18 protein-coding genes are annotated in these 25,801 nt (G+C 41.6%); 12 read left to right on the forward strand and 6 right to left on the reverse strand.

Going from position 1 to position 25,801, the window contains the following annotated elements:
- Positions 1-31: 31 nt before the first annotated feature.
- Both LC608_RS06390 and LC608_RS06395 read right to left on the reverse strand, forming a co-directional pair.
- Complete coding sequence (locus LC608_RS06390) at positions 32-316, reverse strand: hypothetical protein (RefSeq protein WP_229552732.1); 285 nt, start codon at positions 314-316, stop codon at positions 32-34.
- Positions 317-988: 672 nt separating this feature from the next.
- Positions 989-1,843, reverse strand: a complete 855-nt coding sequence (locus LC608_RS06395) for a cell division protein FtsQ/DivIB (protein WP_229552733.1) — start codon at positions 1,841-1,843, stop codon at positions 989-991.
- A gap of 702 nt (positions 1,844-2,545) precedes the next feature.
- Between LC608_RS06395 and LC608_RS06400 the strand changes: the two genes are divergently transcribed.
- The gene (locus LC608_RS06400) at positions 2,546-3,889 is read left to right on the forward strand and encodes a P-loop NTPase fold protein (protein ID WP_229552734.1); all 1,344 of its coding nucleotides are present in this window, start codon (positions 2,546-2,548) and stop codon (positions 3,887-3,889) included.
- Positions 3,890-3,978: 89 nt separating this feature from the next.
- Positions 3,979-9,006 (forward strand): hypothetical protein, encoded by a 5,028-nt coding sequence (locus LC608_RS06405; RefSeq protein ID WP_229552735.1) that lies wholly within the window; start codon positions 3,979-3,981, stop codon positions 9,004-9,006.
- A gap of 159 nt (positions 9,007-9,165) precedes the next feature.
- Here LC608_RS06405 and LC608_RS06410 read toward each other — a convergent pair whose 3' ends face one another.
- A complete protein-coding gene (locus LC608_RS06410; protein ID WP_229552736.1) occupies positions 9,166-9,513 on the reverse strand; it encodes a hypothetical protein in 348 nt (115 codons plus the stop codon).
- A 597-nt stretch (positions 9,514-10,110) separates the two neighbouring features.
- Here LC608_RS06410 and LC608_RS06415 point away from each other — a divergent pair.
- From LC608_RS06415 to LC608_RS06440, 6 genes are all read left to right on the forward strand, one after another.
- The gene (locus tag LC608_RS06415) at positions 10,111-10,944 is read left to right on the forward strand and encodes a photosystem II manganese-stabilizing polypeptide (protein ID WP_229552737.1); all 834 of its coding nucleotides are present in this window, start codon (positions 10,111-10,113) and stop codon (positions 10,942-10,944) included.
- Between the two features lie 750 nt (positions 10,945-11,694).
- Entirely contained in the window at positions 11,695-12,471 is a 777-nt protein-coding gene (locus tag LC608_RS06420) for an RNA polymerase sigma factor SigF (RefSeq protein WP_229552738.1), read from the forward strand.
- A 166-nt stretch (positions 12,472-12,637) separates the two neighbouring features.
- On the forward strand, positions 12,638-13,489 hold the full coding sequence (locus tag LC608_RS06425; RefSeq protein WP_229552739.1) for a hypothetical protein: 852 nt from the start codon (positions 12,638-12,640) through the stop codon (positions 13,487-13,489).
- Between the two features lie 2 nt (positions 13,490-13,491).
- Positions 13,492-13,743 carry a hypothetical protein gene (locus LC608_RS06430; RefSeq protein ID WP_229489781.1) on the forward strand — a complete coding sequence of 84 codons (252 nt, stop codon included), beginning with the start codon at positions 13,492-13,494 and terminating at the stop codon, positions 13,741-13,743.
- A gap of 440 nt (positions 13,744-14,183) precedes the next feature.
- Positions 14,184-18,734 (forward strand): ATP-binding protein, encoded by a 4,551-nt coding sequence (locus LC608_RS06435; RefSeq protein WP_229552740.1) that lies wholly within the window; start codon positions 14,184-14,186, stop codon positions 18,732-18,734.
- A gap of 103 nt (positions 18,735-18,837) precedes the next feature.
- Positions 18,838-19,740 (forward strand): ABC transporter ATP-binding protein, encoded by a 903-nt coding sequence (locus LC608_RS06440; protein WP_229552741.1) that lies wholly within the window; start codon positions 18,838-18,840, stop codon positions 19,738-19,740.
- A 2-nt stretch (positions 19,741-19,742) separates the two neighbouring features.
- Here the strand turns inward: LC608_RS06440 and LC608_RS06445 are convergent, their stop codons facing one another.
- Positions 19,743-20,423, reverse strand: a complete 681-nt coding sequence (locus tag LC608_RS06445; protein ID WP_229552742.1) for a tetratricopeptide repeat protein — start codon at positions 20,421-20,423, stop codon at positions 19,743-19,745.
- A gap of 736 nt (positions 20,424-21,159) precedes the next feature.
- On the opposite strand from LC608_RS06445, the gene LC608_RS06450 reads away from it, so the two are divergent.
- From LC608_RS06450 to LC608_RS06460, 3 genes are all read left to right on the forward strand, one after another.
- Positions 21,160-21,486: a YbjQ family protein gene (locus LC608_RS06450; protein WP_100900674.1), complete on the forward strand. Its 327-nt coding sequence runs from the start codon at positions 21,160-21,162 to the stop codon at positions 21,484-21,486.
- Positions 21,487-21,843: 357 nt separating this feature from the next.
- A complete protein-coding gene (locus LC608_RS06455) occupies positions 21,844-22,476 on the forward strand; it encodes a hypothetical protein (RefSeq protein ID WP_229552743.1) in 633 nt (210 codons plus the stop codon).
- 200 nt (positions 22,477-22,676) lie between these two features.
- The gene (locus tag LC608_RS06460) at positions 22,677-22,940 is read left to right on the forward strand and encodes a PQ-loop domain-containing transporter (RefSeq protein ID WP_229552744.1); all 264 of its coding nucleotides are present in this window, start codon (positions 22,677-22,679) and stop codon (positions 22,938-22,940) included.
- 123 nt (positions 22,941-23,063) lie between these two features.
- Here LC608_RS06460 and LC608_RS06465 read toward each other — a convergent pair whose 3' ends face one another.
- Both LC608_RS06465 and sufR read right to left on the reverse strand, forming a co-directional pair.
- Positions 23,064-23,324: a hypothetical protein gene (locus LC608_RS06465; RefSeq protein ID WP_190938991.1), complete on the reverse strand. Its 261-nt coding sequence runs from the start codon at positions 23,322-23,324 to the stop codon at positions 23,064-23,066.
- An 85-nt stretch (positions 23,325-23,409) separates the two neighbouring features.
- The gene (gene sufR, locus LC608_RS06470) at positions 23,410-24,093 is read right to left on the reverse strand and encodes an iron-sulfur cluster biosynthesis transcriptional regulator SufR (RefSeq protein ID WP_229552745.1); all 684 of its coding nucleotides are present in this window, start codon (positions 24,091-24,093) and stop codon (positions 23,410-23,412) included.
- Positions 24,094-24,343: 250 nt separating this feature from the next.
- On the opposite strand from sufR, the gene sufB reads away from it, so the two are divergent.
- Positions 24,344-25,783, forward strand: coding sequence for a Fe-S cluster assembly protein SufB (sufB, locus tag LC608_RS06475; protein WP_193945658.1), 1,440 nt, complete (start codon positions 24,344-24,346; stop codon positions 25,781-25,783).
- Positions 25,784-25,801 lie beyond the last annotated feature (18 nt).

Genomic DNA, 25,801 nt, shown 5'->3' on the forward strand with positions numbered 1-25,801 from the left:
TTTTCAGGTGTTATTCACCTAAGAGTCAACTTTAGTTTGACAGTGCCACAATACTAGGGCACTGTTCTTTATTGTTTTCACTACTGCCAAGCCTAACAGAATTGGCGGTATGAAAATTTGCTATGGGATGAGCCTTCAAGGCAACCGATCGCACAGCCAATTCTAGAGAAGTATACCTACATTTATCTAAAAGTGATCTGTATAACTTCAACCATACATTAATCGTTTCATTATCCTCAGCAGAGCGCAGAACTTGTAAAGACACACTACAGCGCATCTTATCTACCTCAATAATATTGTTAATAGATTTCACCATTGGAGATAGCTGCAACTTTAGACACAAAATTTACCTTATACTTACTTATCCCTAAGGTTGAAGTAAGCAATAATTTACTTTGTCAGACTATACCTGATTAATTTGTTGTTTGGGGGTCTTAATGGAGACTTTGTTCGAGCAATAGTCTATCTTACGAGAACCCTTACTAGTGTGGTCAACAAATCAAGATTTTTCCAGAGGTTTTGTAACCCAATAGGAATTACAGCACAGAATAGTCTAAACTGATTGCCCAGAAGCAATGCTTACGCAACTTTGGGCGACATTTTCCTTTACAGATTGAAACTTCGGTAAACTGTCTTTGGAATAGAAGGCGTTTTGCACGCCATAGCCCATCATTAGATTGTCGAACATCTTGCACCCTACTATTAGGTGCTAGGGGTCATAATTGAGAGTGTTTTACTCGTAATAGAGATTTTAGGATTTATCTTCTCATTTTAATTAGAAGTTAATGCCGATTTTCGTGCAGTTTGCTCGAAAACTGAAAATAATAAATTTATTTATCAGCATAAAGCTTCTTAATTTACTAGGAGCTATCAATACATTAAACATTCTAGTACTGCAAGGCAGAAGTCAAAAGTCACGCATTCAAAAGAATTGTATTCTAGGCTTTTGCGCCATTTGAAATGCTATGTTTATTTACGCCATGCTGTACTAGATGTTTTTAGGGGTTTTGGAAGTTAATTTTTGTTCTTTTTGGTTCATCTGTACTATTGGAAATTCGGGATTTTTCAGATCAATATACTCCATTTGGCCGGAATTTAGTTTTGCTGCTAAATGACGCATTTGGGCGAGTACTTTAATTTGTTCAGACAGTTGGGGGCCTGGAACGCCGAGATGCACATTTCCTAGTTCTGTTTTCAAAATTAAATTCGCTGGATTCTGGCAATCAATTTCCATCACCTTTATAGGACTTTGGCTTACAGCTTGATGAAGTTGAGTCCAGTAGAGACAGTATTGTTTGGGCAATCCAATTACTCTGAGATTGGGTAATTTCTTAGTAGGATTCAGTGATGTGTATTTTTCTAAAGGCATCCAGGCCCCGCTTGCATCTAGTAAGCCGATTGTGACTTTTTTGTTGCCAGGGCCTTGATTTTGCCCACTTGGTGTTTGAGTCACGGCTACAGGAACTCGTTCTTGGATTTCAATGTTTAATCCAGGAGGAAACAAGCGGCGTCTAACGATCGCTTCGGCAATAGTTGGTTGTTTCTTCAAAGAGTTAGCGATCGCTGCCGGTTCAATCCGCCACAAAGATTGGGGGTAAGATAGCACCAACAGTGATTGAGTTGTCTCATCTGACAGGGACTGATTGCCTGATTTGATCGCTACTTGTTTAGGACTTTTTAGCACCCACACTGGTTGGACTGCCACCCACAGTAATCCAACCGCCAAACCGGTAATGGCAAAAGTTCGCCAAATAGCTTGAATAATTCTCATCTGCCTCTGCCGACGTAATTTCTTACGACGCTGGGCTAGATCGGTGCGGGAAACTGATATTATGCCAGCCATTCAAACCCCTTTCTACTTACAATCCAAATTCCTTGACGCCCTTGTATCATTATTAATCTCAGTAAACACTGCCAGCATCTATTAGCCGCTCTCCTCAAGACTTTTTTTTATTTTTAGTAACACTTTACAGTAACTACATAACGAACGTGGCGCTAGCCATCCTTTCGATTAAAGTTTCCGGTGTCCATTCTTAACTTACTGTTGTCTTTTCGACAAGGGATCGTCAAATATCTTGTCTCTAAAGATTACAAAAGGTTAATTTAGATATTTATAATCTTGTAGCCTTGACAAAGAAAACATTAAATGATAAGCCAATATCATTAATCTCTGTATAGATTGCTATAATTCATACCAGTCCTTATCATTAGCAATCCAAACTGGGAACTATATGATGTAGTAGCTTTTTTTACTGATTAACTCAAGCCTACAAGGTTTGTACTAGGTCAAATAAAAGCTACAGATTGTCAAAAACTCAATAGCAGGTGTAAAAAGGACAGATATGCTTAAGGTTACTAGAATCAACTAAATCTCTACCATACTACTGACAGCGATCTGTTACAATTGCTGTCTTTTGCAAGATACTACCAACTTGCGAAGTAATTGTGTGCCTACATATAGGCTAGAGATTTTTGGTATAAAAAATACAAGTTAACTGCTTCTACACACACATCTACACACACATCAACATACACCTCTAGGTACATGAAAACGACATTAAATTTGTCACGTTTTTATAAAGCATGTAATCCAAGCTACACGCTTAACATAAGTAACGTGCTAGATCGCCAGTATTATATAGATTTTGCTGATGTTCGTGGTTGCAAGATTGTCGAAGAATTGCAGCGGACTATCATTCGGATTTCTCCCGATGAGCCAACCTGCCAGTTATTTACGGGTCACATTGGCTGCGGGAAGTCAACGGAATTGCAGCGCCTCAAGACAGAACTAGAATTAGCGGGATTTCATGTAGTTTACTTTGAGTCCAGTCAAGACTTAGATATGGCGGATATTGATATCAGCGATATTTTGCTGAGTGTAGCCCGTCAAGTCAGTGCCAGTTTAGAAGGCATTAACATCAAATTCAAACCTGGTTACTTTAGCAATTTGTTTAAAGAAGTAGGCGATTTTTTGCAAAGCCCCATAGAGCTTTCGGGACAAGCAGAGTTATCGTTGGGTATTGCCAAAATTACCGCTAAAACCAAAGATAGCACCCAGACGCGGAATCAACTAAGGCAATATCTGGAACCACGTACCAATAGTATTTTGCAAGCGATTAACGAAGAAATTCTAGAAAAAGCTGTTGAACAGCTAAAGCTACGGGGTCAAAAAGGATTGGTAGTAATTGTAGATAATTTGGATCGAGTGGATATGCGTCCCTTAGCATCGGGGCGATCGCAACCAGAATATCTCTTTATCGACCGAGGCGAACAGCTACGCCGACTCAAATGCCACCTAGTTTATACAATTCCCTTAACGTTAATTTTCTCCAATGAGTATGAGACATTGAAAAATCGTTTGGGGGGAGGAATTGCGCCAAAAGTACTACCAATGGTATTGGTACGCCAAAGAGATGGCAGTGATTACGAACCAGGGATGTCACTAGTCCGCCAATTAGTTTTAGCAAGAGCTTTTCCAGAAGTTCCTTTGAATCAAAGGCTTTTATTAATTACAGAATTATTCGATCACCCCCAAACTTTGGATCGTATATGTCGCGTTAGTGGTGGTCACATTCGTAATTTATTAGGTTTACTTTATAGCTGCCTACAACGAGAAGATCCACCTTTTTCTAGGGACTGCTTAGAAGCCGTGATTAAGGACTACCGCGATGATTTGCTATTAGCTATTGATGAATCCCAGTGGGAGTTATTGTTTGAAGTAGTGCAGCAGCAGAGAGTTAAAGGTGAGTCTGATTATCAAAGCTTACTAAGAAGCATGTATCTGTTTGAATATCGTGATCCTCTGGGGCGATGGTTTGGCATTAGTCCAGCCCTAGCAGAAACAGAAAAAGTTTTAGCTTGGCAACGAAAAAGTAACAGTACTACGTGAGTCATTAGTCGTTAGTCCTTTGTCATTTGTCATTGGACTAATAACTAATGCCCAATTTTCCATTCCCCATTGCCCATGTTCAATAAACCATGACTACTAATAAGCAGCTACACATCTACACAAAAGAAAATCAGCATACTTTGCAAAGACTGATTAGAGCGATCGCACTTTCCGAAGGACAATTTGCCCTAATTTTAGTTCGGTGTAACTATGGGCAATTACGTGAGCAAATGTTAGAAAATATTCGCTCTATTAGCAAAGACATCTACATCAGAGAAATGGTTCTCAATCCATCAATTACTTCCTTACATAATACAATAATCTCAGAACTATCTTTAGATAATCCTGCTGTCCTTACAGATTCTTTGCCATCAGGTGTAATGGTTTTTGGTATTGAGTCAAATACCGGCCTAGAAAACTTACTTACAGGCATCAACCAAGCGCGAGATATATATGCCGCGACTTTTCCATTTCCAGTGGTGTTGTGGCTACAAGATGATGTGGCATCATTGCTTTCAAGATTAGCGCCTGATTTTAAAAGCTGGGCTGCAACCACGATTAAATTTGAAATGACAAAAGCAGATTTAATTGCTTTGATCCAACAAGAGACAGAATCTCTATTTGCTAAAGTTTTAGAAGCAGGTGCCGAAATATTTTTATCTAACGCCTCCCTAGATTTAGATCCTAAATCTCAACACCGCCACGAAATAGAATCAGCCCGTAATGATTTGCTGCGCCTGTACGGCGTTAAATTAGCAGCAGGATTAGAAGCTAGTTTAGAATTTGTTATAGGGCGAGATAAATACGCCAACGATCAAATTAATGGTGCTTTAGCCAATTATCAAAAAAGCCTAGCATTGTGGCAGCAAGAAACCACAAGAGTAGCAGAGTGGGAAAGTAATTCTTCTTTACCCCTCTCATCTTTACTCAAGCAAGCAATAGTAATATTCCATCTGGGGCTGTGTTATCACCGAATGGCAGACTTACATCAAAATAGTAATAGTAGCTATTGCGAACATGCTCTGTCGTGGTTTAAACAATGCCTAAAAATATTGAAGGAGGTACAAAGAGAAGACTTAGTTGCTAAATTTATTTTGCCTGCTTGTGAAATGCTGCAACGCTTACAAGCCTGGGATGACTTAAAAGAATTAGCTCAAGAGTCATTACATCTACATAAAACCTATGGAAGCCCTGCACAAATTGCTCAAGATTATGGCTTTTTGGCAAATGTGGCAGCTTCTGAGTCGAATTGGATACTGGCTCATGAATTAGCGAATACAGCACTTTCTATATCCGAAGAAGTAACACAAGCTTCTCTGCAAGATGCTTTGCGAAGACGACGACAAGAAAGTTGGTATCTTCTCTTGCTAGCACGTACACAGAGGCATCTCGGTGAGCCAGAGGAGGCTATCAATAATCTGGAATGGGCGAGGGTAGTTTGTGAGCTACAACATGAGCCATCTCTTTATTTAGAGATTTTAGAGGAACTGCGATCGCTTTACTTTTTTGAGCGTCATGACTATACAGAAGCCTTTAAACTCAAGCAAGAAAAAATACAAATAGAACATCAGTATGGGTTTCGTGCCTTCATTGGGGCAAGCCAATTACAGCCGCAACACTGTAGAATTAACCCAGCATTGGAATCTCAAAAAATACCGTTTATTTCTGAGGGAGTTGCCCAAGAAATATCTGCTTCTGGACGACAGCAAGATGTCAATCGTTTAATTGAAAGAATCACTCGTGCAGACTACAAGCTCACAGTAATTTATGGCCCATCTGGTGTAGGTAAAAGTTCAACTCTCAAAGCTGGTTTAGTCCCAGCGCTCAAAGGTAAAGTTATCGGTGAACGCATTCCTATACCAATCGTTTTGTCTGTTTACACTGATTGGCTCACAGTCTTGATTAGCAGTCTAAATCAAGTGCTGGCATCCACAGGAATATCGGTTAATCTTGACTCTACACCCACTATACTCCTAGAAAAAATTCGGTTAGCAGCCGAGCGTAATTATACAATAATTATTATCTTAGACCAGTTTGAAGAATTTTTCTTTATTAGTAATCTCCCCACTGAAAGAATAGAATTTTACCAATTTTTTAGTGAATGTTTAAATATTTCTTATGTCAAAATTATCCTGTCATTAAGAGAAGATTATCTACATCATTTATTAGAATTTGAACGGTGGAGCCAAAAAAATAGTATTGGTCTATATGATTTAGGCATAATTAATAAAAATATTCTCGATAAGGATATTCGTTACTATCTCGGAAAATTCTCTAGCCAGGATGCTAAAGCCATAATTCATAGTCTTACTCAGCGTTCACATTCTGAACTAAGTGATGAATTAATTAACAGATTAGTTCAGGATTTAACAGGAGAACTAGACGAAGTACATCCAATTGAATTGCAAATAGTTGGCGCTCAACTACAAATAGAAAACATTACCACACTCGGACAATATAAACTTTGTGGCGGCTCTGCGAAATTGGTAGAACGCTGGCTTGGGGAGGTTATTAAAGATTGTGGTCAGGAGAATGAAGAGTTAACTTGGAAACTATTATTTGAGTTAACTGATGAAAAGGGCACGCGACCGTTAAAAACTAAAGCTGATTTAGCGGCTGCATTAGTTAATAATCATGATATAGATACAATATCAAGCTTTGACATAGTTGGGGAACTGATTTTAGAAATATTGGTGGGTTCAGGTTTGGTGTTGCGAGTTAGAGAAGAGTTAGGCGATCGCTACCAGCTAGTTCACGATTATTTAGTTGAACCAATCCGCCAAAAGAACAATTATGGTATGCTCGCGGAATTAGAAAAAATCAAACTTGAAAAAACCAAAGCTGAAGTCGCCCAACAACTTAGTCAAAAGCAACTCAATTTGGTATTGCAACGGCGACTGCGGGAAGCACGAATAGCAGGCGCAGTGCTGGCAATTATGGGGGGAACAATAGCAGGATTATGGTGGCAAGCCGACTTGCAAAAAAGAGCGGCAGTCCGCCAAACTTTACGAGCTGAACGCAGTGAGAGCAACTTGAACATTAGTGCGATCGCTGCTGCTAGTGAAGCTTTATTTGCCTCTAATAAAGAATTTGATGCTTTATTAGAAAGTTTGCGGGCTTGGAGAGGACTTAAACAGGCTGATGTCGTGCAGCCAGATACCCGAATGCGGGTGGTGACAGCCTTGCAACAGGCAGTTTATGGGGTAACAGAGGTTAACCGCCTGGAAGGGCACACTGATGTTGTCTGGGGACTAGCTTTCAGTCCAGATGGTCAGTTACTAGCATCAGGCAGCCTAGATAAAACTGTGAAACTTTGGCGTCCTGACGGAACCTTACTCCAAACCCTTAAAGGTCACACTGATGCTGTCAACTGTGTAAGTTTTAGCCCTGATGGTCAAACCCTAGCCTCCGCCAGCCTTGATAAAACAGTGCAAATCTGGCACAAAAACTCGGTTACAGGTGGATTTGACACCAAGCCATATAAAACCTTGAAAGGATATGGAGATGGGGTTTATAGCGTTAATTTTAGTCCTGATGGTGAATTGTTAGCTACTGGTAGTAAGGATAAAACCGTAAAACTCTGGCGCAAAGACGGAAGCTTAGTAAAAATACTGAGAGGACATCAAGGGCCAGTTAACTGGGTAAACTTCAGCCCTGATGGTCAGTTCATCGTCTCATCCAGCGACGACAAGACATTGAAAATCTGGCGACGCGACGGTAGCCTTGTCACAACTTTGCAGGGACATCAGAAAGCTGTGACTGTAGCTGTTTTCAGCCCAGATGGTAAATTGTTGGCGTCAACAGGTCTAGATAAGACAGTGAAGCTTTGGCGGCGGGAAAGTAACAGCACTAAAGACGGTTTTGACTTTCGTCTTTATAAAACTTTACGGCAGCATCCTAAGGCTGTGTGGAGTTTGAGTTTTAGTTCCGATAGTCAAAAGTTAGCTTCTGCAGGTGAAGACAAAACCATAAACCTCTGGAGTACCAATGGTACTTTACTCAAAACCTTCAAAGGACACAGCGATTATGTTGTCAGTTTAGCTTTTAGTCCAAATAACGAATTGCTGGCCTCAGGAAGTTACGACAAAAGTGTGAAACTATGGAGTTTAGATGCCCCAACACCGTCTATTCTTCAAGGGCATCGGAAGCGAGTTTTAAGCGTTGCTTGGAGTCCCAACGGTCAGATGTTAGCTTCTGGTAGTCGCGATCGCACTGTAAAACTTTGGCAACGATACACCAGTAGTGGCGAGGTCAAAACCCGACTTTATAAAACTTTAGTGGGGCATACAAATCAAGTTACTAGTGTCAGTTTTGACCCTAAAGGTGAAATGGTGGCCTCAGGAAGTTTTGACAAAACAGTAAAACTTTGGCGGCTTGACGGTACTTTAATCATGACTCTCCACGGGCATAGCGATAGTGTGATGAGCGTGAATTTCAGTCCTGATGGTCAGTTTTTGGCATCAGCTAGCAAAGATAAAACAGTGAAACTTTGGAACCGTGAGGGCAAGTTACTCAAAACCTTAGTGGGGCATCAGGATTCGGTAAATAGCGTCAACTTTAGCCATGATAGTCAGGTTTTAGCCTCTGCCAGTGATGACCAAACTGTTAAACTTTGGCAACGAGATGGTACGTTGTTAAAAACTTTCTCGCCCTTTGACAGCTGGGTGACAGGTGTCAGCTTTAGTCCGACTGACGAGTTACTGGCTTCTGCTAGTTGGGATAACACTGTGAAAGTGTGGCGACGGGATGGAACGTTATTAAAAACCTTATTAAAGGGGTACAGTGATAGCGTCAATGCCGTTACTTTTAGTCCCAATGGCGAATTGCTCGCCGCCGCCAGTTGGGACAGTACAGTGAAACTCTGGAGCCGTGATGGCAAATTAATTAAAAGTCTCAATGGGCATCGTGCTGGGGTATTTAGTGTCAGTTTTAGCCCAGATGGTCAAACACTAGCATCAGCGAGTGATGACAACACGATAATCTTGTGGAATTTAAATCTTGACGACCTACTTGTTCGTGGTTGCGACTGGATGGGCAATTACCTCAAACACAATCCCAATCTAGAGGAGCGCGATCGCCTTCTTTGTAATGGTATAACCACTAAAAACCTTTTTTAATTACGAATTACTTTAGCGTTAACGATAGTATAGAATGAGCGTCCCTAAGAGCATCATTACGAATTAGCTTGAAGCCTCAATGAGCAACCGCTCTTGGTTTAGCGGTTGATGAGGCGATCAAAGTTGTTAATTCAGAGCTAGAAATTTATTTTAAGATCATCAGCTGCATGAGCGATCGCTCTCCAAAACTTCATGATTATTTTCTGCGGGAGCCTCTTGTGGCAAATTTGCTAAAAAGGCTTGTAGTCTCATGCGCTCAATATAAGGCCAGCCTCCCTCAGACTCAATATCTTTCAGTAGTGAGTAGAGTTGGCGACGGTTAACGGGCAAACTCTCTTGAAAAACCCCGTCTCGAATCTCTCGGTGTAAATGCTCCAATTCCCTAAGCATTGCCAAAAGAGCTACACTATCGCCTTGATAATCTTGAACTGCATCATACACCACAGTTGCGATCGCTTGCAGTTTACAGGATAACTCTCCTGATTCAAGATTTTTATTATTGTCCATGCCATCCTTTCCGTATAAATGAGGTCAACTCAAATTTACCGGAGATTTTTAATTTTCCCTAGTTTGCCAATGGTTCATCTAGAAAATCCTGCCCCCTGCCCCCTGCCCCCTGCCCCCTGCCTCTTGATCAGGGGTGAATATAACTAGATTTGTATCTTTATCAAAAGCAATTGCGATCGCCCATCAAAGAGCGTAGTAACCTTTACCATAGCTTCCACGCCAGCTAGATGCGATCAAAATGAGACTTTCTTGAATTTTGAGTACTTTGATTTTTGAGTTAAAAAAAATCGTATGATCTGGCTGATTTACCCATCAAACAATGGGCTGTATGTAGTGGCGTCACATACATGATACAAAAAGACTTAGGCGACGCCGCTTTTGCTATATGCAAGAGCAAAGTGCAAAGCAGTGACACGTTTAAGTACGTTTAGCAGAGAAAAGTTTGAGTGGCGACTGCCAACCTATATGCCCGGACACTTGTTTCAACTCAAGAATCAGAGCAATGCAGTGTCCGATAAAGGATGGCTTCTCGTCAAAGATCAAAGCTTCGATGCAGTTTTACAACTTAGATATTAATTTTTGAGATTGAGGTTGACCATGAGGTATCGCGCTTTAATTGTTGCATTCTTGGCTTTGTGCCTGGGGCTAATAACTGCTTGTAGTGATGCTCCTGCTACTAGTAGTAGAGATGTACTCACTTACGATCAAATTCGCGGCACTGGCTTGGCGAATAAATGCCCCCAACTAGCAGAAACAAGCCGTGGCTCCATTCCCATTGATTCTAGCCAGTCTTATGCCATCAAAGAACTTTGCTTAGAACCAACTAGCTTCTTCATCAAAGAAGAACCTGCTAATAAACGCCAACAAGCAGAATTTGTTGCTGGCAAATTGTTGACCAGATATACTTCCACCATTGACCAGGTGCAAGGCAACCTAAAAATCAACCCAGATAATAGCCTTACCTTTGAGGAAACTGATGGTCTTGACTTCCAAGCTATCACTGTGCAACTTCCTGGTGGTGAGCGAGTACCTTTCCTCTTCACCATCAAAGACTTGGTTGCTCAAACCCAACCCAGTTTGAGCAGCATTAACACCTCTACGGACTTTGAAGGCACTTTCAAAGTTCCTTCCTATCGTGGTGCTGCTTTCCTAGATCCAAAGGGTCGTGGTGTCGTCAGCGGCTATGATAATGCCGTGGCTCTCCCCGCTCAATCGGATGATGAAGAACTTACCCGCACTAACGTCAAGCGTGCTGAAAATCTTAATGGCAAGATTTCTTTGCGAATCGCTAAAATCGATAGCTCTAGTGGTGAGATTGCTGGTACTTTCGAGAGCGAACAGCCATCTGATACAGATTTAGGTGCTGGCGAACCTAAAGAAGTTAAGATTCGCGGTCTATTTTTTGCACGGGTTGAACCTACTCGTGGCTAAACTCTCTAGAGTTAGGTAACTGACTGGCATTCAGAACTACAATTCTGTAAGCATCAGGTTTCATAACAAAAGTTAACTTTTTTGCCCCCATTTTCAGGGCTGTTTCATTCCTATAAAAGCATTACAGCAACGAAAAGAGACAAAGGTTCAAGGGGAGACAAGAGAAAAATTCTTCCTTCCCTTGTTCCCAGCTTTTCAAGAGGCTTTTAAAGAATGAAACAGCCCTGCCTTTTTTTAGGCGTTTTTCACAAAGAGGGGGAAACTTTAAATACAACAAAGGACGAGATGCCTTTTGTTGTATCTTTTTGGGTAAATTTACGTATTATTTTCTGCAAATTATTAGTAATTTTTAATTATTGGATGAATTTTAGTTTAATGAACACGTAATTTTACTGTAAATCAAACTTTTGCTTATTCAACAAAATTGCGGCTACTGTTGTTTTGTTTATAGAAATTAGCTTCAGCATTAATTAATTAAAGTTAAGTACAATCTCGGTTTTATATTTGGTAACTAATTTTATACTTTATTTCTATGTAGTCCTAAAAACAGCTACAGCTCATACCGATTTTGCTTATTTAAACTTTGCTCGATTGTCAAGCAAGTCTATGGAATTTTCTTTAGAAAAACGTTGTTATCTACCAGAGAATTTGCTAAGGCATATAGCACGACATTATCTTTGATATCGTGCGATCGCAGCTGAGTTTAAAACAGAGAAATTAATTGTTGATTTACTTAATGAACAAGGTGCTATGCCTACCACAACCACCAATGAACTGAAACATGAAATTTGGCAGTTGTTGCGAGAATATCAGCAATCTCCATCAGGAAATATTCGCAATAAGCTGGTAAAACTCAATATTGGACTTGTAAGAAAAGAAGCTCACTACTGGACGAATCAATGTCATGAAACCTACGATGATTTGCTCCAGGTTGGATCTTTGGGTTTAATCAGGGCGATTGAAAAATTTGAACTTTCCAAGGGACATGCCTTTAGTTCCTATGCACTTCCCTATATTCGGGGTGAAATTCAACACTATCTCCGAGATAAAGGTGTCACCGTGCGAATTCCTCGCAAGTGGTTAGCACTGCAACAGCAAGCAATAGGAGTGTCACGTTCTTGGCGTGAAAAGCATAATCGCCAACCAACAGACTCAGAATTAGCAACAGCGCTGGAAATTTCTCCAAACGAATGGCAAGAAATTAAATTAGCATGGATAAATCGCGCTCCCTTGAGTCTTGATGTGCCAATCCAAGATGGAGAAGAAGGCTCTACCTGTTTGGGAGAATTAGTTCCAGATCCTAATTATCGCAGCTTTCAACTAGTACAAGAAGACCAACTTCGCTTGCAACAAGCATTGGTTCAGCTAGAACAACGCACCCGTGATGTGTTGGAATGTGTGTTTTTACAGGATTTAACCCAAAAACAAGTTGCAGAACATTTGGGAATTAGTGTAGTAACAGTTTCCCGTAGAGTTAAGAAAGGTCTGGATTTGATGAAACAGCTTATGGGTGTGGCAGAAGATTGACTGCAAATAAACACCAAGCCGCAGTTATGCTGAGTAAGCAGTGCTAAAAATAACCCTTAAAATTTAAAAAGTTAGGTTATAAAGAGAACATACTTTGCCTTTGATACAAATTTTAGGCATGTTGATTTCCACTTTCCAATTTTCCAATGGCTTTTGAGAACAGCTCATGGGCAGAAATTTAAAAATTACAATTGCAGCTATTTTAACTTTGGCGATCGCTGGATGTGCTTCTGAAGATACACCACAAGCGATCAACCCTGCGCCAATTCTCAAAATAGCAGCAAAGTCGCCAGCAACAGATCAATCCTTTAAGAATCCAGTGATACCTGCCAAACAGATTTCACAAATTACTCCTGCATCTGCTAATTTGATTCAATCCACTAATGCTACAGAGCGGGCACGGTTTGTTCAGGTATCAAAAGACCGGGCTGACCCGTTTGCACAACTTTTCGGGCAAACGGTTCTCGGAATGCCTAAAACATCTGTAAGACCTGTTCCCGTGGTGCCTAAGCTACCTACTCCATCGATAGTAGTCCGAAAACTTCCAACACGCAGCATAGCTTTAAATCAGAAAAAAAATAACATTGCTTCTGTACCAAAAAAAGTTAATCCTACTTTGACTTCAGTCTTGCCTAAGGTTTTACCTCAAGTTGTCCCCAACCCCGCTTTAGTATCTGTATTGCCAGCGCCAGCACAACCTGAGTTAGCAAAGGCAGTTGTTGTGACTGGTGTAGTTCTAATTAGTAAGGAACCACAGGCAATTATCAAAGTACCGGATGAGCCGACGAGTCGCTATGTGCAGGCGGGACAGCGATTAGCAAATGGCGTACTAGTTAAACGGATTGAAATGAATCAGGGCTACAATCCGATCGTGATTCTGGAACAATATGGTATTGAAGTTGCCAAAATGGTAGGAGAAGGGGCTGTCAATCCAACGCCGTCAGCTGCATCTGCTAGCGGCAATCCTGTTTCAGTGACAACGCCCCCCTCAGATCCTGTTAATGTTGGAGCTTCATAAAGATGGAGACTAAGGAAAAAATTGAATTTGCTGGTTTGCCTTTAGCTGTCTATAGAGAGATAGCAGCTCATTTACATCAAGTCGAAGGGGTAGAAGTGGAGTTAATTCCCCAGTCATCCCAAGAGTTTGATTACAATCAAAGTCAAATTGGTGGCTTGTGTATCTCGTGGACAGCAAACTCTGGTTTAGAAAGTCGGCAACGAGTTAACCAAATTTTGGCTTACTATCAAAATCGCTATATGAATCCTATTTGATTTGTGAAAATTCAAACCTTAGATTCCCGATTTTTCCAAGAAGTCGGGAATTTTGTTGTTCACGAATGACTAAGTAGAGCTATAGTGTATGACGACTTCTTACTAATTCTTTGTGCAGTTTCACAAAGAATTAGTAAGACAACTTGCTCTGAACAAATTATTCGGGAGCAACCTCACAGGTAATCGGTTTCAGTTAATATCAAAAAAGGCAGGAGGCAGGAGGGAAATCTCTCCCATAAAGGGAAGACGTATGAAAGGGGCATATCTTTTCTCGTGCTACGCATCTTGCAAAGAATATTTTTAATTTTTTGCCCACAATTCGGCTTAGTTTGTACCTTCTTCTTCCTCCAGCCTCCTGCCCTGTGCCTGTCTTCTCATCAAATTATTGAATTTAGCTGAAAACTTGCGTACTCAAAAACTAGCAATCAGGACTAGCAGCGATGGCATCTGAAGGAGAAAGTCTAGCTGTTAACAGTGTTTTTATTGAAGGTGGCGAAATTGGAAGCCTGATGCGATCGCTCGATTGGTCGCAGACTGCTTTAGGTTATGTAGCTGATTGGCCCCAGAGTTTACGGAGTGCTATTAGCATCTTGCTGGCTTCTAAAGCTCAGATTTGTCTCTTCTGGGGTTCGGAGTTAATCACAATTTATAATGATGCCTATCGCCCTGCCCTTGCCTCAAAACATCCTTGGGCGCTCGGCCGCCCTGCCCATGAAGCGTGGAGCGAAGTTTGGAATGTTGTAGAACCTTTACTCAAAGGAGTTGTTGCGACAGGAGTTGCATTCTGGGCGCAAGATTATTTATTTTTCCTGAATCGACACGGTTACATTGAAGAGACTTACTTCGATGTCTCCTACGACCCCGTGCGAGATGAAAGCGGGAAAGTTGGCGGAGTTTTTTGCATTGTTAGTGAAACAACAGGACGAGTGCTGGGCGATCGCCGTTTACAAACTCTGAGCTTACTAAGTAGAGAAACGGCTCAAGCAAAGACGGTAGAAGCGGCTTGTCTCTCTGCAATTCAAGTCTTAGCAACTAATTCTCATGATATCCCTTTTGCCATGCTGTATGAGGTGGAGGCAGATGGCAGCAATGCAAAGCTGGTTGGAACTACTCCAATCGAGGAAGCAGGAACAATTCTATTGAGAGTGAATTTAACTCAACAGAGCGATGCATGGAAACTCGCACAAGTTTATCATACCGGGGAAGCAGCAATCGTTGATGATTTGACAACTCGGTTTGGAGCTTTGCCCACAGGAGCTTGGGACAAGCCCCCCTCTGCTGCTTGGGTCGTGCCGCTCATCCCAGCTGGACAACAACAAATCGTTGGATTGCTGGTATTGGGTATCAATCCCCACCGGGCTTTTGAGGAGGAGTACCGAAAGTTCTTCGATTTGCTGGTAGGCAACATGACGATCGCGATCGCTAATGCCCGTGCTTATGAAGAAGAACGCAAGCGACTGGAGGCATTAGCAGAACTGGATCGAGCCAAAACCACCTTCTTCAACAACGTCAGCCACGAATTTCGCACTCCCCTAACGCTGATGCTATCGCCACTGAAAGAGGCGTTAACCGAATTAGATGGAATTATTCCACCCAAAGCGCAAGCGCAATTAGAGATGGTGCAGCGCAATGGCACACGGCTGCTCAAGCTAGTCAATACGCTGTTAGATTTCTCGCGCATTGAAGCCGGACGCAGCATAGCTAGTTATGAACCAATTGATTTAGCTACTTATACCGCAGAACTGGTAAGTATTTTCCGATCTGCTGCTGCCTCGGCGGGACTGCAATTAATTGTGGATTGTCCTCCCCTAGCAGAACCCGTTTACGTAGACCGCGAAATGTGGGAAAAGATTGTATTAAATCTGCTCTCCAATGCATTGAAGTTTACCTTTGTTGGAGAGATTGCAGTTTCTTTGCGCTCAGTCGGGATGATGGTGTCATTGGTAGTGCGGGATACTGGTACTGGGATTCCCACAGATGAGCTTCCCCGGTTATTTGAGCGGTTTTATCGAGTTAAAGGTGTCAAAGGTCGCACCTTTGAGGGTACGGGCATTGGGCTGTCGCTAGTGCAAGAATTAGTCCAGATGCATGGTGGGACAATTACCGTTGATAGCACCTTTGGTCAAGGCAGTACATTTACTGTTCAATTGCCAACTGGGACGGCTCACTTACCCCTAGATTGCCTCAATGCTAGCCAAAGCAGTGTTTCTACTGCTTCTGGAGCAATGTCTTATGTTGAGGAAGCTTTAGGGTGGCTCCCGAAAGAAATTCTTGAAGAGGAAGAATTTTCCCCTGCTTCTTCTGCCCGGATTCTATTGGTGGATGACAACACCGATATGCGGAATTATTTGCGACGGATTCTTAGCGAGTACTACAAAGTAGACGTGGCAATTGAAGGTGAAACTGCTTTAACTGCGGCATACAACGATCCGCCTGATTTAATCCTCAGCGATGTCATGATGCCAGGAATGGATGGCATTGAGTTGCTGCGGCAGTTACGGGCTGATTTAAGAACGCGCGAAATTCCCATTCTGCTACTGTCTGCCCGGGCTGGAGAAGAATCGGCAGTGGAAGGATTGGAGTCTGGGGCAGATGATTACTTGGTGAAGCCATTCAGCCGACGGGAATTACTGGCACGGGTTGCCGCCAATTTAGAGTTAGGACGAGTGCGCCTTGCTGCGAGTCAGCAACGTTTTCGTTTTCTGGCTGAATCCATTCCCCAAATGGTGTGGACGGCTGATGCAATTGGTTGGGTAGATTATTACAGCCTTCGCTGGCTTGACTACACTGGGTTGACGCTAGAGCAAATCCAGGGGTTCGGTTGGCAGAACCTCATCCACCCAGAAGAACGAGAACATACTATCTCAGTGTGGACTCAAGCCGTTCAAATGGGCACAAGCTACGAGGTTGAACATCGCTTGAGACAGGCAGATGGAACCTATCGTTGGCATCTCACCCGTGCTTTACCAATGCTGAATGAAAACAGTCAAATTATTCGCTGGTATGGCACTTGTACAGATATCAGTGAGCGAAAACTTGCAGAATCTGCCTTACGCCGATCTGAGGAACGCTATCGAATGCTGTTTGAGTCCATTGACGAAGGATTTTGCGTGATCGAAATGCTGTTTGATGAAAATGACACGCCGAACGATTACCGCTTTTTAGAAATCAATCCGTCCTTTGAAAAACAAACAGGACTCAAAGACGTACAAGGCAAAAGGATACGCGATCTAGTTCCGAATCATGAAAAGCATTGGTTTGAAATTTACGGCAAAGTAGCGATGACGGGCGAACCGATTCGCTTTGAGAATCGCGCTGTTGCCCTACAACGTTGGTTCGACGTTTTTGCATTTCGCATTGGGCAATCGCAGCAGCGACAAGTCGCCATGCTTTTCAAGGATATCAGCCCTCGCAAAGTTGCCGAAGCAGCCCTGCAAGAAAGTGAAGAGTTAAAGCAACGAATTTTGGAAAGCAGTCATGATTGCATCAAAGTTTTAACGTTAGATGGGCGGGTACTCTACTTGAATCAAGGCGGGCTGCATCTTCTAGAAATTGATGATCCTGCGTCCTTTCATAACGTCGAGTGGATTAGTTTATGGCAAGGCGAAGGCCGAGAAAAGGCCAAAGCGGCGATCGCAACTGCCAAAATAGGTAATGTTGGTCAATTTCAAGGTTATTGCCCCACAGCAAAGGGTAAGCCGAAGTGGTGGGATGTAATTGTTACTTCCGTCCGAAATGCATCAGGAATTATTGCACAACTCTTAGTCGTCTCACGCGATATTACCAAGCAAAAGCAAGCGGAAGCTGAACGCGAACAACTGTTTTTGCGTGAGCAAGCTGCGCGTGAACAAGCTCAGACAGCGAATCGAATTAAAGATGAGTTTTTGGCAGTGCTATCACATGAATTGCGATCGCCCCTCAATCCTATTCTGGGTTGGTCTAAGTTACTTCGCAATGGGACATTAAATGTCGCAAAAACGGCTATTGCTTTGGAAACAATCGAGCGCAATGCCAAACTCCAGGCACAGTTAATTGAAGATTTGTTAGATGTCTCTCGCATTTTGTCTGGTAAACTCAATTTACAAATGGCTCCTGTTAACTTGGCATCGACGATTGAAGCGGCTATTGAAACCGTGCGTTTAGCAGCAGAAGCGAAGTCAATTCAAATTCAAAGAGTATTTGACCCAAATATTGGGCAGATTTTGGGAGATTCTGCTCGTTTACAGCAAGTATTTTGGAATTTGCTTACTAACGCTGTAAAATTTAGTTCCACTGGTGGACGGGTCGAAATTCGGTTAGAGTGCCAAGATTCGCAGGCTCAAATTACTGTTAGCGACACGGGTAAAGGTATTAATCCTGACTTTTTGCCCTACGTGTTTGAATCCTTTCGTCAGGCGGATGCAACAACAACTAGGAAGTTTGGCGGACTAGGGTTAGGGTTGGCGATCGTCCGTCATCTAGTTGAACTGCATGGAGGTACTGTTCAAGTACACAGTCCTGGAGAAGGACAGGGAGCCATCTTTAATGTAAGGTTTCCCTTAATGAAAACACAAAGTTATAGCCAAGCAGAAGAAGACTCCTCATTATTAACTTTTAACACCTCACCTCTGACAGGAATACGGTTACTAATCGTTGATGATGATGAAGATATCCGTGATTTTTTGGGCTTTGTCCTTGAACAGGCGGGAGCAGAGGTTTGTATTGTGACATCGGCAATAGAAGCACTGGAAGCGGTGGAGCAATCACCACCAGATATTTTGTTGAGTGACATTGGAATGCCAGAGATGGATGGCTATATGCTGATTCGACAAATTCGAGCCATGCCACCTGAACAAGGTGGGAAAATTTTGGCTTTAGCCCTCTCGGCTTATGCTGGAGAAGTTAATCGTCAACAAGCACAAGATGCCGGATTTCAGCAGCACGTTGCCAAGCCAATAGACCCAGACAGATTAATTGCAGTCATTCTAGATATAATCGCCAAGAGAAATTAAATTTCAAGATAAGTGTGTAGATGCTTCTACGGCTTCTGGCAGGGAGGGTCAGCTTGCGATCCTGAATTGGGGATCTTAAATTTTTAATTGGAGCAAAATAACTATGACTGCTGCTGTCTTACTAGAAAATGTCTACAAGTTTTACAACAATGTACCTGTAGTTAATGACCTGTCATTCCAAATTGAAGCGGGGGAAATATTTGCTCTACTTGGCCCGAACGGTGCGGGTAAATCAACCACAATTCGGATGTTGACTACACTAACGAAACCCTCCCAAGGACGGATAAAAGTAGGTGGATATGATGTGATGAGCCAAGCAATGTTGGCAAAACAGAGTATTGGCGTAGTCTTGCAGCAAACTAGTGTGGATAACGATTTAAGCGTTTGGGAAAATATGGAACTGCATGGGAGGCTACATCACATTAGCAACCCACAACGACAAAAACTAATTAATCAATGGCTAGAGTATGTTGAGTTAGCCGAAAAACGTAATGATTTAGTAAAAACTCTGTCTGGGGGTATGAAACGACGATTGCAAATTGCGAGAGCTTTATTGCATCAACCGCAAATTCTGTTTTTGGATGAACCAACGGTAGGACTAGACCCCCAAACTAGGCGACGGCTTTGGGAAATTATTCGGGATTTGAATAAGCAGGGAATGACGATGCTACTAACGACCCATTATATGGATGAGGTCGAATTTTTGTGCGATGCTTTTGGTTCTAACAAGCCAGGACGTATCGGTATTATGGATAGCGGTAAGCTGATTTCTTTAGGAACTTTACAACAGCTGCGTTCTGCTCACGGTGAAGGTTTGGTGATGAAACAATTAGGTGTGTCTGATGTGGGAAGTGATGGCGCTCATAGTTGGGAATATCTGTTTTTCCCATCTTTGGAAGCAGCAAATATCTACTTGAATGAACAGCCTGATAAAACCGGAATGATGGTGCGTCCCTCTAATCTGGAAGATATTTTTGTGGAATTAACGGGACGCCAGTTAGATTAACCTCATCCTCCTAACTGTCGCAGCATGGCTTCTACCCTGTTGACGCCATCTGAGTCATTGCGCCGCTTGTATAAGTCACGGGCTTTCTGAAGCAAGCTGTTTGCTTGTTTGGTTTGTCGGCGCTGTTTATACATCGAACCCATTAACTCATAAGTCTGGGCGTTGTTCTTATCCAATTCGATTGCTTGTTGGTATGCCCAGCTAGCAGCATTATAGTCTCCCATGCGAGATTGCGTCACAGCCAATCCTAAATAGGCATTAACGTTGTTACGGTTTAGCTGTATGGCCCGACGGTAGCCTTCTTTTGCCCCACGCGTGTCGCCCAAATTCGCTTTGATGTAACCCACGGCGTAGTAAAAATCACTATTGTTAGGATTGATACCGATCGCACGACGATAAGCTGTTAATGCCGCCTGGTAATTTCCCTGTTGAGCGTATAAATACCCAATACCTGAATGGATTTTAGCATTTTTAGCATCGAGCCTAGCTGCTTGCTGATAAACTGCGATCGCACCACCATAATCGCCTGTATCCACTAACCTCCGTCCTTCTTCTAGTAGTTGCTTTAACTCTGGGTTTTTGCTTTGTGCCACTAATACCTGAGCCTGAGCCACTGAAGGTATAGTCAAAGAAAAACATCCTAATAACACCACACTCAGCACAATTGATGTTGGCTTGTACACAGTAAATTTCCTGAAATTTTAGAGGACTTTTTTCTTGTACATTAAAACAAAAATATAGACTTTTGAAAACTGTATTTCTTCGTATTAATATAAGATGTTAATAATTCATTGAGTCTTTCCTTTACATTAGCGCCACATTACAGAGTTTTTACTGAATGATGAAGTGTAAGATATCAAGTTTAGATGAAGTTACTTACATATAAATCATTAGGCTAACAAATTAACACTTTTTTTCTCAGTAGTTATACGTGCTGTTCATAAAAATCAAATAGGTATCTAGTACCGCAAGGCGGAAGTCAAAAGTCAAAAGTCAAAAGAATTGTATTTTAAGCTTTTGCGCCATTTGAAATGGTATGTTTATTTCCGCGACCGTTGTACTAGCTTAATTTTAGAAAGCAACCCACCAATTTAAGAAAATTTAAGATTTATTCTTGTTTGTTGTTTTTTGGAACAATTTGCTGACTCTGTATCCAATTGTTTACACTTTTATACTACCCTATAGTAAGCCCCAATTCAGGCATTTATATCCTTTTTTGACATTACACGGTAAGATAAATTTAACAAGCTAAATGTTTTTTCAAATGCTAGTTTTTAGCCAGGAAGTGAGAGTGCAAATGCAATAGTAATCTAAAATTATATGAGAGGATGTTTATCAAGCTTGTATCAATAAAAACTAGTTTTGTATGTGAATCTTAATAATAAATATCAACTTATATACAATCTGGGAGGCTAATTTATGATTATAACTACCACTGATGTAATTCAAGGAGCCGTTATTGAGTCATATTTAGGTATTGTCACAGCAGAAGTAGTCTATGGTAGCAATTTCTTGCGGGATTTTCTGGCGGGTATTCGAGATATTATTGGTGGACGCACTGGTAGCTATGAGCGTCTATTTGAGCAGGGTCAACGCAAGGCATTAGAAGAATTAGAACAACGAGCACAACGTTTAGGAGCAAATGCTGTGATTGGGATTGAAATTGATACTGGCACAATCAATCTTGACCAGTCAGGAGTTCTTTTGCTGATTACTGCCACAGGTACTGCTGTAAGGATGCGTTAATTTTTTGTTGGCTGTCTAATTACTTTGTTAGGATTTTCTAATAAGGGTTACAAAGTTTTGTATTAAGTCTAATTTTTTCAAAATCCAAGATTTATTTTTGTAGCAAGTTAATAAGTGTATTTTAACCTAATAATTTATCTATAAAAGCTCTAAAGAATTATTAAATAATTAATAAATAAATACAGAGTTTTATTAAAAATTGTTAAACGCGTTTGTTTTTTTATCACTAAAGATAGATTAATTAAATATTTCTATTGATAGATACTAAAGCAAATGATTTAGTTATTTAATCTTAATCATAAACATGAATATACACTAAGCAGCAAATTGCTGAAACAGGACTGGAGAACATAAACTATGTCATACGTAAATCGGACAGGTAATGAAGGTATTGCTACTGAGCCTGTGGTAGCCGGCCGAGTAGCTGAGTATCATGATCTTGTTCGCTGGGGGCCAATTATTTCTGGTTTGTTGGTTGCTTTAGCTACTCAATTAATTTTGAGCGCTATAATTGGTGCTTTTGCGGCAGGCACAGTTGAAGGTTCAGGTGCGCCTAGAACAATTGCCTCTAACGCTGCGGGTAATGCAGGACTTTGGTCAACTATCGCTTTACTAATTTCCCTATTTACTGGTGGTTGGGTTGCAGCCCGTGCTTGTGGGCCGATGAACCGCAATACAGCTCTTCTTAACGGCGCAATTCTTTGGGCAACGACTTTGGCAGTTAGCTCATGGCTGTTAGCAAATGGAGTATCTGGTGCTTTTGGTGTTGCTGCTTCTAACGCTGGGGAAGTCATAAACCAGGTACAACAGCAAGGTGGTGTTAATGTACCACAAGCAAACATTAGTGCCCAACAAGCTCGTGATGCAGCAGCTAATTTACGTTCGGGATTGTGGTGGTTTGTGTTTGGTTCTTTGTTGGGTTTAATAGCCTCAATGATTGGAGCCGTAACTGGCGCTCGCAGTCCTCGTGCTAACAATTACAATGCTTAAATAATTGTTTGACAAATTCAATCTAATCAATTTCTAAAGCACTTTTCAAAAGGTGCTTTCTATTTTGTGATTAATACTGTCTCACTTCCTCGAATGGAAAGGTATGTTCTTAATACTTGTGTAGCGACTTTATAAATATCCTTTTAGTTGTATTCAAACAACGGTTAAATCTTTTTAATGGTTAAGTCAAACTAAAAAATATGAGAGAAATAGTTACTTTTTTATTTGGCTTAGGTTTTGTGTTCAACGCTAGTTTATTTGTCCCCCAAGCTATCAGAATCGTCAGAACTAAAAGTGCTCAAAATATCTCTTTAATAACTTTTGCTGGCTTTAATATTATTCAACTTAACAGTGTTCTTTATGGTTATTACTACAAAGACCAAATTTTGATGTATGGGAATTTAGTTAGTTTTATCGCCTGTGGAACAGTAACATTATTAGCAATATATTACAGAAAAGGATAATCTATTAATTTAGTTAAATCCAAAATACTCCTATAAGATTCCTATCTATTTTATTTTTAAAATAATAGGGTAAGCTTTGCCCACCCTACATTTATTGAAAAAAATTTCCTACATATCTTTAAATCACCACTTTAGATATGCAGCTTCAATGCCCTGTTCACGTCGGATTTTGCCATCTTTTTCAAACCAAGCAATTACTTGCTGTGCTGTCAAATCTTCAATAGCAACGCTGTATTCTTGAGCGATATGTTTTAAAACCTTCAGTGATGAAATTGTCAATCTTGTTAAAAACTTTTCTGGGGAAGACAACAAGGCCGCGTCTACTTTTGCTGACTCTTCAAGGGTTAAAAATTGTGTTGATGGTTGCTGTGGTGGTACATCCATAAATGAAATGCTATCTCAAATTTAGTTGATTATTAGGTATTGGGTATGGGGCATTAGTTATTAAAAAAAGACTAAGCACTAATGACTAATGACGAATTTGCACCAAATAGCCACAACGATGTTCGCCATCAATAATCCAGTGGGTGCGTTCTACGGTACAATCTGGTAAGACGGCTGCAAACATTTCTAATTCGTGACCACAAATGCTGGGGAAAGACTCGGCAACGTTGGAAATGGCGCAGTTATGCTCCATTAAGATAAAGCGATCGCTCTCAAAGCAGTCATTCACATCAACAGGGTGATACTCCGCCATGAAGCCTTCTGCTTTTCTCAACTCTACTAAGTTGGCTACACGTTCTCGCAGTGAACCGTTACCAACGCGATCGCGGTATTCTAGGGCTTTGCGCTGCCACTGTTTCTCTAAAATCGATTTAAATTGGTCGTGTCCTACCGTTTCGGCTAAGGTGTCTAGCAACGAAACCGCAAAATTTCCGTGGCCATCACCAAAGCGATCGCTCATTGTTCGATGCAAGCGATCGCGTCCTTGACGACTCAGTTGATAAAGATGCTGCGGACGCCCCATTCCCGCCGCCTGCACTGATGTCGAATACAAAACTAGCTCCTCCGTCTCCAAATCTTTGAGATGGCGACGAATCGCTTGGGGGGTAACGTCTAAAACTTCAGCTAGCTCCAAAGCCGTTGCTTTTTCGTGTTTGTGCAGATATTCTAGGATATCTTCCTTGGTTGAGGACTGGTGGGTAGTCGCCATCTTCATGTGGTGCGAGACGTTCAGCGAACGCCCCAAAAATTTATTTGAAAATTTGACTTTGACAACATTGTTGTTGTTAATTTAGCGTAAAATGAAGATAGATTAAACAACATAGCTGTTGTTTTACTCTCCACCACTATTCTAGCAGCCGTGTAACCATTCCGTAACGGTAGATGGGAATCGGCTAAAGAAAGCCCGTCTCCCATCCTTATAGAGAGATTCAAGTTCCGAACACGAGAGATTATTACTGATGAGTGCCACTGTCAAAACCTTAGTCAACCAACCCTACAAGTACGGCTTTGTCACAGACATTGAGTCTGACACCATACCGCGTGGACTAGACGAGGACGTTATCCGCTTGATCTCCTCTAAGAAGAACGAGCCGCAGTTCATGCTGGACTTTCGCCTCAGAGCTTATCGCCAGTGGCAAAAAATGACGGAACCAACTTGGCCTAATGTCAAGTATCCGCCAATTAATTATCAGGATATCATTTACTACTCAGCGCCAAAACGCAAGAAAGAAAAACTAAACAGCTTGGATGAAGTTGATCCAACCCTTTTAGAAACCTTTGAAAAGTTAGGCATTTCTCTATCTGAACAGAAGCGGCTGGCAAATGTCGCCGTTGATGCAATTTTCGATAGCGTCTCTGTCGCCACTACATTTAAAGAAAAACTAGCGGAAGATGGTGTTATTTTCTGTTCGTTTTCGGAAGCGTTGCAAGAACATCCAGAATTAATTAAAAAATATCTGGGTAGCGTCGTTCCCATAGCTGACAATTATTTTGCCGCCTTAAACGCCGCCGTATTTAGCGATGGTTCTTTTGTCTACATTCCTAAAGGCGTGAAATGCCCAATGGAACTATCTACCTACTTCCGCATCAACTCTGGTGATACGGGACAATTTGAGCGGACTTTGATTGTCGCCGAAGAAGGTAGTTATGTTTCTTACCTCGAAGGTTGCACCGCACCGATGTATGATAGCAACCAATTGCATGCAGCAGTTGTGGAACTCGTCGCTCTCGACAACGCCGAAATTAAATACTCTACTGTGCAAAACTGGTACGCTGGAGATGCTAACGGTAAAGGCGGTATTTACAACTTTGTCACCAAGCGCGGTTTGTGTCAGGGCGTAAATTCCAAGATTTCCTGGACTCAAGTAGAAACAGGTTCGGCAATTACTTGGAAATATCCTAGCTGTGTGTTGGTGGGTGATAACTCTGTGGGTGAGTTTTACTCGGTGGCGCTGACAAATCATCAGCAGCAAGCTGATACGGGTAGTAAGATGATTCACGTAGGTAAGAATACCCGCAGTACAATTATTTCTAAAGGAATCTCCGCAGGTAATTCTAGTAATAGTTACCGGGGTTTGGTGAAAGTCAATCCGACGGCGAAAGGGGCGAGAAATTATTCTCAGTGTGACTCAATGCTGATTGGGGATAATGCCCATGCCAACACTTTCCCTTATATTCAGGTGCAAAATAACGGTGCGAAGGTGGAGCATGAAGCTTCTACTTCTAAGATTGGGGAAGATCAGTTATTTTACTTTGCTCAACGAGGTATTTCTTCAGAAGATGCTATCTCGATGATGATTAGCGGCTTCTGTAAGGATGTTTTCAATCAGCTACCGATGGAGTTTGCTGTGGAAGCTGATAAGTTGTTGAGTTTGAAGTTGGAAGGCAGTGTTGGATAAATGGAAGCAAGGATAAAC

It is taken from the genome of Nostoc sp. XA010, from assembly GCF_020829625.1.
In the GTDB taxonomy this organism is placed as follows: Bacteria; Cyanobacteriota; Cyanobacteriia; order Cyanobacteriales; family Nostocaceae; genus Nostoc.

Bases quoted from the DNA above. Each gene is read 5' to 3' on its own strand.
- LC608_RS06420 (WP_229552738.1), top strand. From the start codon at position 11,695: ATGCCTACCACAACCACCAATGAACTGAAACATGAAATTTGGCAGTTG.
- LC608_RS06425 (WP_229552739.1), top strand. From the start codon at position 12,638: ATGGGCAGAAATTTAAAAATTACAATTGCAGCTATTTTAACTTTGGCG.
- LC608_RS06395 (WP_229552733.1), bottom strand. From the start codon at position 1,843: ATGGCTGGCATAATATCAGTTTCCCGCACCGATCTAGCCCAGCGTCGT.
- LC608_RS06455 (WP_229552743.1), top strand. From the start codon at position 21,844: ATGTCATACGTAAATCGGACAGGTAATGAAGGTATTGCTACTGAGCCT.
- LC608_RS06405 (WP_229552735.1), top strand. From the start codon at position 3,979: ATGACTACTAATAAGCAGCTACACATCTACACAAAAGAAAATCAGCAT.
- LC608_RS06430 (WP_229489781.1), top strand. From the start codon at position 13,492: ATGGAGACTAAGGAAAAAATTGAATTTGCTGGTTTGCCTTTAGCTGTC.
- LC608_RS06435 (WP_229552740.1), top strand. From the start codon at position 14,184: ATGGCATCTGAAGGAGAAAGTCTAGCTGTTAACAGTGTTTTTATTGAA.
- LC608_RS06465 (WP_190938991.1), bottom strand. From the start codon at position 23,324: ATGGATGTACCACCACAGCAACCATCAACACAATTTTTAACCCTTGAA.
- LC608_RS06440 (WP_229552741.1), top strand. From the start codon at position 18,838: ATGACTGCTGCTGTCTTACTAGAAAATGTCTACAAGTTTTACAACAAT.
- LC608_RS06415 (WP_229552737.1), top strand. From the start codon at position 10,111: ATGAGGTATCGCGCTTTAATTGTTGCATTCTTGGCTTTGTGCCTGGGG.
- LC608_RS06390 (WP_229552732.1), bottom strand. From the start codon at position 316: ATGGTGAAATCTATTAACAATATTATTGAGGTAGATAAGATGCGCTGT.
- LC608_RS06400 (WP_229552734.1), top strand. From the start codon at position 2,546: ATGAAAACGACATTAAATTTGTCACGTTTTTATAAAGCATGTAATCCA.
- sufB (WP_193945658.1), top strand. From the start codon at position 24,344: ATGAGTGCCACTGTCAAAACCTTAGTCAACCAACCCTACAAGTACGGC.
- LC608_RS06410 (WP_229552736.1), bottom strand. From the start codon at position 9,513: ATGGACAATAATAAAAATCTTGAATCAGGAGAGTTATCCTGTAAACTG.
- LC608_RS06450 (WP_100900674.1), top strand. From the start codon at position 21,160: ATGATTATAACTACCACTGATGTAATTCAAGGAGCCGTTATTGAGTCA.
- sufR (WP_229552745.1), bottom strand. From the start codon at position 24,093: ATGGCGACTACCCACCAGTCCTCAACCAAGGAAGATATCCTAGAATAT.
- LC608_RS06460 (WP_229552744.1), top strand. From the start codon at position 22,677: ATGAGAGAAATAGTTACTTTTTTATTTGGCTTAGGTTTTGTGTTCAAC.